Raw genomic sequence first — 14,646 nt, forward strand, 5'->3', positions numbered from 1 at the left:
GAACTGCCGATAGTGAGTACTGTTGGCGGGGAAAGAGGAAAAGGAAGGAGTTAAAACGGCGGTGTTATCATAACACCGCCGTTTTCTATAATGCCTAGCGACGGTTACGCACGAGCTGGTAGCGACGGGTCAGGTACTCGACCGGCGCGCTCCAGATGTGAACCAAACGGCAGAATGGGAACAGAACGAACAGCGTCAGACCCAACACGATGTGCAGTTTGAAGATCAGCGCGACCCCCACCAGATGTGCAGACGCACCACCCTGGAAGTACGCTATGCTCTGTGCCCAACCGACCAACTTCAGCATTTCACTGCCATCCATATGCTGTGCAGAGAACGGGATGGTCAGTACACCCAAACCAGCCTGAATCACCAGCAAGGACAGAATGAGAATGTCGCCAACGCTGGAGGTCGCACGAATACGCGGGTTAGTCAGACGGCGCTTTAACAGCAGCGCACCACCGACAAACGTCAACAAGCCAGCCGCACCACCGCCGAACATCGCCATTTTCTGTTTTATTTCCATTGGCAAGAAGGCTTCGTACATCCAGTGCGGCGTCAGCATCCCAAGGAAATGCCCGGCAAATACGCCCAGAATTCCCAGGTGGAACAGGTTAGACGCCAGACGCATCCCTTTCTTGTCCAGCATTTGGCTCGAACCCGCACGCCAACTGTATTGGCCGTAGTCATAACGCAGCCAACTGCCGATCAGGAAAATAGCCATCGCCAGATAAGGATAGATGTCAAAAAAGAACACATTGAAATAGTTCGTGAAAGCACTCATTAACGTTGCCCCCCCGCCGATGTAGCGTCAAGATTCAGATATTGCGGCACCACCGCGCCAGCAAAGCGGCGTTGGTGTTGCGTTTGTTGGGCCGATGCGCAGCCTTCTTCGCCGAGGAACTTAATCTGTTCCTCTTCCCACACGGCATCCAACGCCTGCGGCGTGTCGTCACGCGCTTCGTCAGCCACCGAATGCGTGACGTCGTCACTTTGCAGGTCGCTGCCTGAAAGTTGAAGCAAGAGATCGAACAGTACGGCATAGCTGCTGTCACGCTGCTGCAAACGCGCACCAATCAACGCCAGAATCGGCGCGATGTCGAGTAAACCCGCACGACTCTGCGCGGGTTCCAAACGAGAAAGGTACTCAAGATACAGCGGCAGGTAGTCCGGCAGCTCGCGGCAATCCAGCGCTAGTCCGGCATCTTGATATTGCTGCATGAGATCGACCATCGCCTGACCACGGTCACGAGACTCACCGTGAACGTGCTCGAACAATAGCAACGACGTCGCCCGACCACGGTCAAACAGGCCGCTATACTCCGCCTGTTTGTCCAATAAGTCTTCCGCACACAACGTGTTAATAAACTGCATCAGTTGATGACTCTCACGTAGCGGTAAGGCATCAGCCTGCTCTACCGCTTCGATCAACTCAGCCCTATTTTCCCACAGCTCGCTATCGGGATAGTCCAGCAGGCGGGCAATAATCCGCAGGCTAATCATGGTTAGTCTCCTGCATGATTTTGCTGTTCATATCACGCGTTTTGTTGCTGACATCGATGGCATCAATACGCTTGCTGTTGAACAGGTTGAATTTGGTATCGCTGCCGTGGCAGCCATCGCCAAAGCTGAAGCCACAGCCTTTGCTTTCAGGGAAAGCTTCACGCGCCAGCTCACGATGGCTTGACGGGATCACGAAACGATCTTCGTAGTTAGCAATCGCCAGATAGCGGTACATTTCCTGCGCCTGTGCTTCTGTCAGCCCAACCTGTTCCAGCGCGCTGGTATCGATCTTGCCTTCTACCGTTTCCGCGCGTTTGTAGTGACGCATCGCCAGCATACGTTTCAGTGCCAGCAAGACGGGCTCGGTATCCCCTGCTGTCAGCAGGTTCGCCAGGTACTGCACCGGAATACGTAGGCTTTCGACGTCCGGCAGTACGCCGGTGTGGGCCAGTTGACCCGCATCCGCCGCAGACTGAATCGGTGACAACGGCGGTACATACCACACCATCGGCAGCGTGCGATATTCTGGGTGCAGCGGCAGCGCCAGCTTCCAGTCCATCGCCATTTTGTAAACCGGTGACTTCTGTGCTGCTTCAATCACGCTGTTTGGGATACCGTCTTTCAGTGCTTGCTCAATGACTTTAGGGTCATGCGGGTCAAGGAACACATCCAACTGGCTCTGGTACAGATCTTTCTCGTTTTCCACAGAAGCGGCTTGTTCGATGCGATCGGCATCATAGAGCAGCACGCCCAGATAGCGGATACGTCCGACGCAGGTTTCTGAACACAGCGTTGGCTGACCGCTTTCAATACGCGGGTAGCAGAAAATACATTTTTCTGATTTGCCGCTCTTCCAGTTGAAGTAGATTTTTTTGTACGGGCAGCCGGTCAAGCACATACGCCAGCCGCGGCACTTGTCCTGATCGATCAGGACGATACCGTCTTCGCCACGTTTATAGATCGCGCCGCTCGGACAGGTCGCCACGCACGCCGGGTTCAGGCAGTGCTCACACAAACGCGGCAAATACATCATGAACGTGTTTTCGAACTGGCCGTACATCTCTTTCTGCATATGCTCAAAGTTTTTATCTTTGGCGCGCACGCTAAATTCACCACCCAGATCGTCTTCCCAGTTCGGCCCCATCTCGATTTTCTTCATCCGCTGACCGGTAATCAGCGAGCGCGGACGGGCGACAGGCTGATGCTTACCTTCCGGTGCTTTACGCAGGTTCTGATAGTCGTAGTCGAACGGTTCATAGTAATCGTCGATTTCTGGCACATCAGGGTTAGCAAAAATTTTGGACAGCACGCTGATACGGTTACCCATCCGCGGTTCAAGCTTGCCGCTGATTTTACGGATCCAGCCGCCCTTCCACTTTTCCTGATCTTCCCAGGCATGGGGATAGCCCACGCCCGGTTTGGTTTCGACGTTGTTGAACCAGGCGTATTCCATCCCTTCACGGCTGGTCCAGACATTTTTACAGCTAACGGAGCAGGTGTGACAGCCGATGCATTTGTCCAGATTCAGCACCATGCCCACTTGTGAACGAATTTTCATCAGGCTTTCTCCTGCTGTACCGCTTTCTGAACATAATCCTGGCCTTCATCATCCAGCCAGTCGATGCGTTTCATTTTACGAACCACGACGAACTCATCACGGTTTGACCCAACGGTGCCGTAGTAGTTAAAGCCATAAGCCAGTTGGGCATAGCCACCAATCATATGGGTCGGTTTCGGCGTGATGCGGGTCACCGAGTTGTGAATACCGCCGCGCTGTTGGGTGATTTCCGATCCCGGCAGGTTAATAATGCGTTCCTGCGCGTGATACATCATCGTCATTCCCGCTGGCACACGCTGGCTCACCACTGCACGCGCCGTCAGCGCCCCGTTGGCGTTGAACGCTTCTATCCAGTCGTTATCCGCAATACCCAAATCTCTGGCATCGTCTTCGCTCAGCCAGATAATCGGGCCACCACGACCCAGCGTCAGCATCAACAAGTTGTCGCTGTACGTGGAGTGAATACCCCATTTCTGGTGCGGCGTCAGGAAGTTCAACGCTTTTTCCGGGTTGCCGTTAGGTTTCTGGTTCATCACGGGTGCGGCAGCACGGGTATCAACCGGCGGACGGTACACCAGCAGGCTTTCACCGAAAGCACGCATCCACTCATGGTCTTGATACAACTGTTGGCGACCGGACAGTGTACGCCACGGAATCAGCTCGTGAACGTTGGTATAACAGGCATTATAAGAGACGTGTTCATCTTCCAGACCAGACCAGGTCGGGCTGGAGATAATCTTGCGCGGCTGAGCCTGAATATCGCGGAAGCGAATTTTTTCGTCTTCTTTATTCAGCGCCAGATGCGAGTGATCGCGACCGGTAAATTTACTCAGCGCTTCCCACGCTTTCACCGCCACCTGACCGTTGGTTTCCGGGGCCAGAGACAGGATCACTTCTGCCGCATCGATCGCCGTTTCAATCTTCGGACGACCCGCCGCCGCACCGTCAGCTTTGGTGTAGTTCAGTTTTTTCAGGAAATCGACTTCGGTCTGCGTGTTCCAGCCGATACCTTTGCCTCCGTTACCCAGCTTGTCCAGCAACGGACCGAGCGAGGTGAAACGTTCGTACAGGTTCGGATAATCGCGCTCCACCATCATCAGGTGTGGTGCCGTTTTGCCCGGAATCAGGTCGCATTCGCCTTTTTTCCAGTCATCCACGCCGAACGGCTGCGCCATTTCTGCCGGGGAGTCGTGTTGAATCGGCAAGGTAACTAGGTCGGTTTCCTGACCAAGATGCCCCTGACACACGCGGGAGAAGGTTTTCGCGATGCCTTTGTAAATTTCCCAGTCGCTTTTGGAATCCCACGCAGGATCGACGGCCGCAGACAGCGGATGAATAAACGGATGCATATCCGAGGTATTCATATCGTCTTTTTCGTACCAGGTTGCCGTTGGCAGTACGATGTCGGAGTACAGGCAGGTGCTGGACATACGGAAATCAAGCGTCACCACCAGATCTAACTTGCCTTCAACACCTTGATCGCGCCACTCCACTTCTTCCGGCTTCACGCTGCCCGCCGTGCCCAGATCTTGTCCTTGAATACCGTGCTCCGTACCCAGCAGGTACTTCAGCATGTATTCGTGACCTTTACCGGAGGAACCCAGCAGGTTAGAACGCCAGATGAACAGGTTGCGTGGGTAGTTTTGTGGACTATCCGGCTGTTCAGCGGCAAATTTGATCTCGCCTGATTTCAGTGCAGCAACGGTATATTCCTGCGGCGTCACACCTGCAGCACGCGCTTTTTCTGCGATATCCAGCGGGTTAACGTTCAACTGCGGTGCAGATGGCAGCCAGCCCATGCGTTCAGCACGCACGTTGAAGTCAATCATACTGCCGCTAAAGCGAGATTTATCCGCCAGCGGTGACAGCAATTCCTGCGGTGTGACGGTTTCATAACGCCACTGGCTGGAATGGTTATAGAAGAACGACGTACTGTTCATGTGACGAGGCGGACGCTGCCAGTCCAGACCAAACGCCAGTGGCGTCCAACCGGTTTGCGGACGCAGTTTTTCTTGTCCGACATAGTGTGCCCAACCGCCACCGCTCTGACCAACACAACCGCAGAAAATCAGCATGTTGATGATGCCGCGGTAGTTCATGTCCATGTGATACCAGTGGTTGATACCTGCACCCACGATGATCATGGAACGACCGTGCGTTTTATCGGCATTATCTGCGAATTCACGCGCAATACGGATGATGTTCTGGCGGGAAACGCCCGTAATTTCTTCAGCCCAAGCAGGGCTGTATGCTTTCACATCGTCGTAATCACGTGCGCAGTTGTCGTCACCCAGACCGCGATCTAAACCGTAGTTTGCCATCGTCAGGTCATAAACACAGGCAACTAACGCTTCGCTACCGTCGGCCAGCGTCAAACGCTTCACTGGCAGTTTGTGTAGCAGAATTTCTTCTAGCGCAACGTTGTTGAAATGTTCGCTGACCGCGCCGCCAAAATACGGGAAGCCGACATCAACCACATCGTCGTGCGATCCCAGCAGGCTCAAGCGCAGTTTAACGTCTTCACCGCTCACGCCATCGCGCTGTTCCAGGTTCCATTTGCCCTGATCGCCCCAACGGTAGCCGATCGACCCTTGTGGTGCCGTCAGATTGCCGCTTTCATCGTCAATCGCGATGGTTTTCCACTGCGGATTGTTGTCATGACCGAGGTTGTCTACCAGATCGGAGGCGCGCAGCATACGACCCGCCGCGTAGTAACCGTCTTCACGAGGCTCCAGCAGCACCAGCATCGGTAAGTCCGTGTATTGACGAACGTACTCGCTGAAATACTGGCTTGGCTTGTCGAGGTGGAACTCTTTCAGAATAACGTGGCCCATTGCCAGCGCCATTGCGCTGTCGGTGCCTTGTTTCGGGTTCAGCCAGTGATCGCACAGCTTGGCGATTTCAGCGTAGTCCGGCGTTACTGCAACGGTTTTGGTGCCTTTGTAGCGCACTTCGGTAAAGAAGTGGGCATCCGGTGTACGGGTTTGCGGAACGTTAGAACCCCAGGCGATGATGTAAGAGGAGTTATACCAATCCGCAGATTCCGGTACGTCAGTCTGCTCACCCCAGGTCATCGGTGACGCTGGCGGTAAGTCACAGTACCAGTCGTAGAAGCTCAGGCACACGCCGCCGAGCAGAGAGAGGTAACGCGCACCAGCCGCATAGGACACCATTGACATCGCAGGAATCGGTGAGAAACCAATAATGCGGTCAGGGCCATAGGTTTTGGCGGTGTAAACGTTAGAGGCAGCAATGAGTTCGTTGACTTCATTCCAGTCAGAACGCACGAAACCACCACGACCACGAATTTGTTTGTAGTATTTGGTTTTTTCGGGATCGTTGACAATGGATGCCCAGGCATCAACCGGATCGCTGTGCGTCAGTTTCGCTTCACGCCACAGTTTCATCAGGCGTTTACGCATCATCGGGTATTTCAGGCGGTTGGCGCTGTACAGATACCAGGAGTAGCTGGCACCGCGCGGGCAACCACGAGGCTCATGGTTAGGCAGGTCCGGACGGGTACGCGGATAGTCAGTCTGCTGTGTTTCCCACGTCACCAGACCGTTTTTCACATAAATCTTCCAGCTACATGAACCGGTGCAGTTTACCCCGTGGGTAGAACGCACGATTTTGTCATGCTGCCAGCGACTGCGATAGCCATCTTCCCAGTCACGATTGCTATTAAGGGTCTGCCCGTGACCATCGGAAAACGGTTCGGCCAGTTGTTTGAAGTAACGTAACCGGTCAAGGAATTTGCTCATCCGGACTCTCCTGCTGCGAAGCCTGTTGGCTCCTGTCGTTATGAAATGCTCGTAGCAGACATCTGTTTTTGCTGACGACACATCGCTCAAATTGGCGCTAGGGTATCCAGCAACCGCGCTGCCAAACTTGATAACGATCAAGAGTGTCATTCCGAGAAAAACGGAGTATATCGCCAACTACCACCAAAGAATTATTATGAGAAAAACACACAATTAATTGATTTTAAAGGATAAAATTAAAACCATTAGGTTTGTGCTTATACTGAATTCATACACACGACTATTTAGAGGTAGTAGTCAAAAGATGACGAAAAATCGTGCAGATTCAGTGGAGGGGTAGCTGGATGCAGCGCGAAAAAAAACGCCTCCCCGAAAAAGGCGGCGTCTTAGTCACTTGTTATGCAGACTCTGATAATACTCTCTGTCCTCATTTTTCTGGCGTAAAAAATTATGCTGAGGAGAGAGCGGGCTTAGGATGAGCCGCAGGGATGCGGCGAAAGCTTGCGCCACGGGGCGAGCGGCGTTTGAGCCGTGCCGGGCGCGAGCTACGGAGTAGCATGAAAATGACAGCATTAACCGCGCACGGAACCCCCTCTTAGTCGACATAAAATGTGGCTAAGAGGGGGTTGGGAGCCGGGTCAAGGCTCAGCTTTTCTTTCTGGCATAAAACAGCCAAGTCACCAGGATGCACACCACGTAGCACACCACAAATACCTTCATGGCACCGGTGGGTGAACCGGTTAACTCAAGCGACATCCCAAAGGCTTGCGGGATGAAGAAGCCACCGATAGCGCCAATGGCCGAAATAAAGCCCAGCGCCGCAGCGGTATCCGTGGCAGCAGAACTCTGTGCATCTGCATCACTTCCACCCTGTGCTTTAACCCGATCCCCGGTTAATTTACGGAAAATCACGGCGATCATCTGGAACGTTGACCCACTACCCAGACCGGCCGTCAGGAATAACATCATAAAGATGCCAAAGAACATCCCGAATGAACCCGCAGAGTTCGCACTCGGCAAAGACAGAAACAACAGTACCGAGAAAATCGCCATCAGGATGAAGTTAATCAGCGTGACTTTCACACCGCCAAAGCGGTCAGACAGCATTCCACCAACCGGACGCGCCAACGCCCCCAGCAGTGGCCCGAAGAAGGCGTAGTACAGAATAACGATGTCCGGAAACTGCGTTCTGGACAACATGCCGAAGCCTGCCGAAAAACCGATAAATGAACCAAAGGTGGACAAATACAGAAAGCTGAGCACCCATAGGTGCATTTGCTTCAAAACCGGCAATTGCTTGCGTATCGACGCATTAGCCGTCGAAAGATCGTTCATGCCAAACCAGGCAGCCGTTGCAGCAATAACCAGAAACGGTACCCACATCCACGCAGCATGGTGCAGCCAAATCTGGTTACCGTCTGACTGAACAACGCCATTACCAGAAAAACCCAGAATCGGCAGAAAAATCACCACCGGCACCAGCAACTGCATCACACTCACGCCGAGGTTACCCAATCCGCCGTTAATACCTAATGCACTGCCCTGACGTGATTTGGGGAAGAAGAAACTGATGTTAGCCATGCTAGAGGCGAAATTAGCGCCAGCGAACCCACACATCAGAGAAATCGTAACGAAAACGCTGTAAGGCGTTTGCGGGTTCTGTACGACAAATCCAAGCCAGATACATGGAATAACCAGAATAATGGTACTTAGTGTCGTCCAGCGGCGGCCGCCAACGATTGGGATAACGAAGGAGTAAGGAACACGTAACAGCGCGCCGGAAACGGAAGGCAGCGCGGTAAGCAAAAAGAGCTGGTCTGTGGTAAAACTAAATCCAACCTTATTTAAGTTGACGGCCACGGTGCTGAAAATCATCCAGACACAAAACGACAACAGCAGGCATGGCACAGAGATCCAAAGATTACGCTGTGCTATCCGTTGTCCACCAGATTGCCATAATTTTGTATTTTCAGGATTCCATTCCCTTATCAGCGTGCTTTGCGATACTTTTTCGGGTGATGAAGGCTGCGTCATAAAAACCTCGATAAATAAAAACGCGGTAGAATTAAGGCGCAACATTAGGGATTACACCGCAGGTAAAGTTGATGCAAATCAACGCGCTGTCAGGTAAAAAAACCGAGTTAAAATAACCACACTCCTTAATGAGTAATAAAAATAGAAAAATAAGCAACGATAATTCAAGCTGTTATCTCTCTATTTTTTCTCACTGCCATATCCCCTTTCAAGACATGGATATTCGGTGGTACTTACTAATGGGTATGGGGTTATCATGTAGGATCGGGAAAAATGCCAAAAGGGTTATCCTTCTCGGTACTGGTTTTCTACTCCTCCAGCAGAGGTCGCTTTATTATGTTGAAACGTTTCCTGCTGCCGCTGTCGCTCGTCAATCAGGTTGCACTGTTGATGTTGCTACTCGGTTTGCTGGGTATTGCCGGTATGTCGGTTTCCAGTTGGATGTCGCAAAGCATTCAAGGGAACGCGCACGCCATTAATAAAGCAGGCTCACTGCGTATGCAGAGCTACCGTCTGCTCTCGATGGTGCCGCTCTCTGCTGAGAATGAAATTTACCTACAAGAACTGGAAGAAGACGAAATCAGTAGCGACCTTCAGCAGGCTGTACGCCGGGAAGGGCTCAGTGAGCAATTCACTGCGCTGCGTGTTTTCTGGCTAGAGAGCCTGCAACCGCATCTGCGGCAGGCGACGCACTCCGCCGATGCCTCGCCGGATGTCGCGCGTTTCGTGAAGCAACTGGACGATCTGGTTTCCGCCATCGATCATAAAACCGAGCAGCGGTTAATGATGGTCACACTGGTGCAGCGTATCTTCATCGGCATTATGTTTATTCTGCTGATTACCACGTTCTTTTATCTGCGTCGCCGCTTGTTAACACCGTGGCAACGTCTGGTGTCGATGGCGCAGGCTATCGGACAAGGTGATTTCACCCAGCGCGTCGCCATTAATGGTCATGATGAAATGAGCACGCTGGGACAAGTGCTGAATAGCATGTCGGATGAGCTTTCCGCCATGTATCACAGCCTGGAACAGCGCGTGGCCGAGAAAACCGCCGATCTGCAACAGAAAAACGACCTGCTTTCTTTCCTTTATCGTGCCAGTCGACGCCTGCATACCGGTGCGCCGCTGTGCAGTCGATTGATGCCGATCTTGAACGAATTACCCTCGTTAACGCCACTGCGCAATATTCAACTGCGGCTGTATGAAGATAACAATCAAGAACAGTTTCATCAGTTTAGCGATTGCAGCCAATTACAACCGGATCACTGCCCAGATAATAGCTGTCAGAGTTGCGGTATGCAGGCAAAACGTGAAGAATTACCGGGTGAACCTCACTGTTGGGATCTCCACGATAAACACGGACAATACGGCGTCGTGCTGGCCACATTGCCGGGTAATACCACGCTCAGTCGCGATCAGAATCAGTTACTGAATACCTTATTGGAACAGTTGACCAGTACGCTGGCGTTAGAGCGACAATCCAACCATCAACAGCAGTTGATGCTGATGGAAGAACGCGCCACCATTGCCCGCGAGCTACACGACTCTATTGCGCAATCCCTTTCTTGCCTGAAAATTCAGGTGAGCTGCCTGCAAATGCAGGGGGGCGATTTGCCCCCCGCGTCACAGCAACTGCTGACGGAAATGCGAGAAGAGTTGAACACCGCCTATGGACAACTGCGCGAGCTGCTGACCACCTTCCGACTGAAGCTTTCGCAGTCTGGCTTACTGGCCGCTCTACGCGCATCGGTCGATGAATTCGGCAAGCGGTTAGGATATCCCATCGAACTACATTACCAGTTACCGCCACAGTCGGTATCTGCTCATCAAGGCATTCACGTTCTGCAAATTGTGCGTGAAGCACTGAGTAATATTTATAAGCACGCGCAGGCCACGCAGGTCGATATCACGCTACAACTACGTCAGGGTTACATCGAACTCAGCGTGACGGATAATGGTATCGGCATTCCCGATGATGCCAGCCGTGCCAACCACTATGGACTGATTATCATGCGCGACCGTGCACGAGGTTTGCACGGCGAATGCATTGTTCGACGCCGGCCGAAGGGGGGCACTGAAGTGAATGTCAACTTCCTCTCCGAATACCGTCACCGGCTACCATTAACAGGAGAAACACATGATTAACGAAGACGCCGCCACCCTACTGCTGATTGATGACCATCCCATGTTGCGCAATGGCGTTAAACAACTCATCAGTATGGACCCAGAATTACAGGTGGCAGGTGAGGCCAGTCACGGCGAACAGGGTGTCGAACTAGCGGAACAACTGGACCCGGATTTGATTCTGCTCGATTTAAATATGCCCGGTATGAATGGCCTGGAAACGTTGAATCGGCTGCGGGAAAAATCGCTGTCCGGCCGCATTGTCGTCTTTAGCGTATCTAACCATGAAGACGATGTGGTCAACGCCTTAAAAAACGGTGCCGATGGTTACCTGCTGAAAGATATGGAGCCGGAAGATTTACTCGCCGCGCTGCATCAAGCGGCATCAGGGAAAATGGTGCTGAGTGAAACATTGACACCGATTCTGGCCGCCAGCCTGCGTGAAAGCCGCCACAGCAGTGACCGGGATATTCAACTGCTCACGCCGCGCGAACGCGATATTCTGAAATTGCTGGCTCAGGGACTCTCCAATAAAGTGATTGCCCGTAAGCTCACGATTACGGAAAGCACCGTCAAAGTTCACGTCAAACATCTGTTGAAGAAAATGAAGCTGAAATCACGAGTTGAAGCGGCAGTCTGGGTATTGCAAGAAAAAGTCATGTAATCAAACCGTAACAACAAGCAGTTATGATCAGCGGTAAGGATAAGGCGCTCAGGCGCCCCTCCCATCGAGATTATCCTCGCGCGAGCGAGGATGCAGCAGAAATTGGTGGAAATACCACCACTACCCCGCCAAATTAAACGGTTGCTAAACGACGCCGGTATTTATAGCCATTATCCTAATTAATGTGACGTTGCTCTCGTCTAAACTAGTTCGTAATCGCATTTTTAAGCTTTTACACCGAGTTTAACGTTGAGGAACAACATGAAGAAGGTCAGTAAAGAGCGATTTATCGGCCTGGAGTGGCTCCGATTTTTGCTCGGTTGCTATGTGATGATTTATCACACCGTGCACATTTATCCCCAGCGTGAGCGCATTCCTTTTTTGAGCGAACTCACCAGTATGGGGTTCTTCGCGACCAGCACGTTCTTTGTCCTGTCTGGCTTTTTGCTCGCGCATGTCTATATTAAGGACGGACGTCTGCGTGAACCTGTGCGCCAATTCTGGGCTAAACGCTTCTTCAATCTTTACCCTATCCATATCATTGCCCTACTGTCTTCTATTGCCGTTGTCACGCTCATGCAGTGGCTGGCGGTGCCGCCGGAAGGACAAGTCGCCAGCGCGCGTTTCGTCATTTATGACACCAACGATCCCGCAGCCGATCCCGAAACGCTGCGCCATTACATGACGAATGCACAACTGGCGTTCAACGGGTTATTGCAGGTACTGATGTTGCAGGCATGGAATCCCTACTTCCTGACCTTCAATGCCCCGTTATGGTCACTTTCTACGCTGTTCTTTTTCTATCTGGCGTTTCCGCTGTTGGCTCCGCGTCTCTTGAACAGTCGTCACCCCTGGCTGTGGATGGGCATCGTCTGCTTGCTGTATCTACTACCGCCGATTTGGGTGATCTGGCAGCAGCAATACGGCATGCCGTACACCGGACTGTTACAGCGTGGGCCGATCTTCCGTTTGCCGGAATTTCTGGCCGGGATTTTAGGCTATGCACTGTTCCGTCATTATCGCCAGAAAGATCGTTCACCATTGAGCAAAAGCCAGCGCTACGGTGTCGCCATTTTTATCACGATAAACTTCCTCGCCGCCACCTGGCTATTCACGAAAGGTGACGCCTATTGGTACTTCCTGCTGCACAACGGTTTGCTGCTACCCGCTCAGGTCGGTTTAGTGTGCCTCAGCGCGCTGGCGCGTGAACCTAACAGCGAGTGGCTGAAACATTGGTCGCCGCGACTGGGTGCCGCATCACTTTCCATTTTTGCGCTACATGTTCCGCTCTTCAATCTGTTCCGCACCCTGGAACAATTGGTGCGCGGTAATCCGATGGCCTGCTTCAGCGATTGGGATCAGTGTATTGCCGCTGCAGGTCAGGTGCAGTTGTCCATGACGGGCTATATCATTTTCCTGCTCAGCACGGTGACGCTGTGCGTTCTCTTCCAGGAACGGATCGTGTTCCGCGTAAGAACGTTACTGATCTCGCGTTTCCTTAGCAGCAACGCATCCCACACGCAGCGCACCGCGTAGCATTATCACTCGCCCACATTTCTCTGGCCCGAAACAGACTGGGCCAGAGATTCACCGCCCTACATCGACGTTCCCTGCCACTGCTAAAAATGTGACAGACATCGCGTTATAGCGGTTAATCATCAATAGCAACTTTTATAACTATTTACATTCTAATCAATTATCGTTTTCGGGTAGAGCATCACTCAGATTCCTGTTAATGTTTGCCGTTCCGGGCTAAATCGGTTCGTTTTAGCCTAAATAATTCGAGTTGCGTGAAGGCGACAACCGCACGAATCACCAGGCGCTTACTGAAGTAAGTGACTGGGGTGAGTAAGGGCAGTCAACGTACAGGCAGCTTGAAGTATGACGGATATTTCAACGGCTGTACGTCTTTGACGGACATCTCACTACATGTCACCACGGTTTATTTGGCAATAATGACACTATCCAAACACGCAATCTCTTCCCTTAGCTTGGTCATCGCCCTCTCCGCAGGCATTACGCAAAGCCGCGCTGACACCATTTGGCTGAACAATGGCGACAAGGTCACAGGGAAAATCACGCTGCTTGACGGCGGCAAACTCTTTATCAACACCGACTATGCAGGCTCCATCTCTGTAGCTTGGGATCAGGTGAAAACCTTTGAAAGCGATCATGGTCTGGTGATTCAGGGCGAACGCTACGAGAAAGGTGTACTGTACCCGGCGGTGAAAGCCGGTGAAAACCGCGCTATCGTCGCGAGCCCGTCGCTTGCTAACGAAGCAAACGGCCCGCAAACATTGGCGCTTTCCGAAATCACCTCCATCGTGGCGCAGAAGCCGCTGGTGACCGATTTCGTCTGGAAAGGCAACATTGATGCCGGTATGTCGCACAAGAAAAGCTCGACAGAAACCGATAACTACGATGTGGCACTGAACACGAAAGCACGTCACGATACGTGGCGACACAACCTTGATGCCAGCTACCATTTGGCAAAAGAGGATAAAGTCGAGAGCACCAAGAATGCGGCTGGCGAATATGCGCTGGACAAATTCGTGGATGAAAATTGGTTTTGGCAGGCTCGTTATCAGTACAAACGCGACTGGATCGAAAGCATTAAAATCAACCGCTCTTTCGGTCTCGGTCCAGGTTATCAGTTCTGGGATAACGATTTAGGCGCGTTCTCACTGACGTCACTGGTCAACTCCCAAACCTTCGTGTACCGCGATCAGGGCGATGATGATTTCTACTCTGGCGCGATGAAGTGGGCGTACAACCGCTATCTGTTCAGCAAAACCGTGGAAGCCTTCACCAACGGTGAATTGGGTCGTTCATTTGATGGCACAGCACCAATCTATCTGAAAGCGGATGCCGGCCTGCGCTTCAAGCTGACCGACTGGTCTTCAATGACCATGAAAGTGTCACGTACCCGTATCGAAAGTAATCAGGGGAATGTTGACGACACGCTGTACACCATGGGTGTTGGCGTCGGCTGGTAATATATC

9 protein-coding genes are annotated in these 14,646 nt (G+C 52.2%); 4 read left to right on the top strand and 5 right to left on the bottom strand.

The genetic code is table 11. From position 1 onward, the window contains the following. Positions 1-94: 94 nt before the first annotated feature. The 5 genes from narI to A7983_RS20190 form a co-directional block, all read right to left on the bottom strand. Positions 95-784, bottom strand: coding sequence for a respiratory nitrate reductase subunit gamma (gene narI / locus A7983_RS20170; RefSeq protein ID WP_005972281.1), 690 nt, complete (start codon positions 782-784; stop codon positions 95-97). Beyond that, on the bottom strand, positions 784-1,503 hold the full coding sequence (gene narJ, locus A7983_RS20175) for a nitrate reductase molybdenum cofactor assembly chaperone (RefSeq protein WP_005972283.1): 720 nt from the start codon (positions 1,501-1,503) through the stop codon (positions 784-786). The genes narI and narJ overlap by 1 nt, the downstream gene beginning before the upstream one ends. After that, on the bottom strand, positions 1,496-3,061 hold the full coding sequence (gene narH, locus A7983_RS20180) for a nitrate reductase subunit beta (protein WP_005972286.1): 1,566 nt from the start codon (positions 3,059-3,061) through the stop codon (positions 1,496-1,498). The genes narJ and narH overlap by 8 nt, the downstream gene beginning before the upstream one ends. Next, a complete protein-coding gene (locus A7983_RS20185; protein ID WP_005972290.1) occupies positions 3,061-6,822 on the bottom strand; it encodes a nitrate reductase subunit alpha in 3,762 nt (1,253 codons plus the stop codon). The genes narH and A7983_RS20185 overlap by 1 nt, the downstream gene beginning before the upstream one ends. Positions 6,823-7,467: 645 nt before the next feature. Further along, complete coding sequence (locus tag A7983_RS20190; RefSeq protein ID WP_005972295.1) at positions 7,468-8,856, bottom strand: NarK family nitrate/nitrite MFS transporter; 1,389 nt, start codon at positions 8,854-8,856, stop codon at positions 7,468-7,470. A 336-nt stretch (positions 8,857-9,192) separates the two neighbouring features. Between A7983_RS20190 and narX the strand changes: the two genes are divergently transcribed. From narX to A7983_RS20210, 4 genes are all read left to right on the top strand, one after another. Next, entirely contained in the window at positions 9,193-11,001 is a 1,809-nt protein-coding gene (gene narX / locus A7983_RS20195; RefSeq protein WP_043885445.1) for a nitrate/nitrite two-component system sensor histidine kinase NarX, read from the top strand. Continuing rightward, a complete protein-coding gene (gene narL / locus A7983_RS20200) occupies positions 10,994-11,644 on the top strand; it encodes a two-component system response regulator NarL (protein ID WP_005972300.1) in 651 nt (216 codons plus the stop codon). Before narX ends, narL begins: the two co-directional genes overlap by 8 nt. A 261-nt stretch (positions 11,645-11,905) precedes the next feature. Then, positions 11,906-13,180, top strand: a complete 1,275-nt coding sequence (locus tag A7983_RS20205; protein ID WP_005972302.1) for an acyltransferase family protein — start codon at positions 11,906-11,908, stop codon at positions 13,178-13,180. Positions 13,181-13,599: 419 nt separating this feature from the next. Next, positions 13,600-14,640 (top strand): DUF481 domain-containing protein, encoded by a 1,041-nt coding sequence (locus A7983_RS20210; RefSeq protein WP_005972304.1) that lies wholly within the window; start codon positions 13,600-13,602, stop codon positions 14,638-14,640. Positions 14,641-14,646: the final 6 nt, after the last annotated feature.

The sequence above is a fragment of the Pectobacterium wasabiae CFBP 3304 genome (assembly GCF_001742185.1).
In the GTDB taxonomy this organism is placed as follows: domain Bacteria; phylum Pseudomonadota; class Gammaproteobacteria; order Enterobacterales; family Enterobacteriaceae; genus Pectobacterium; species Pectobacterium wasabiae.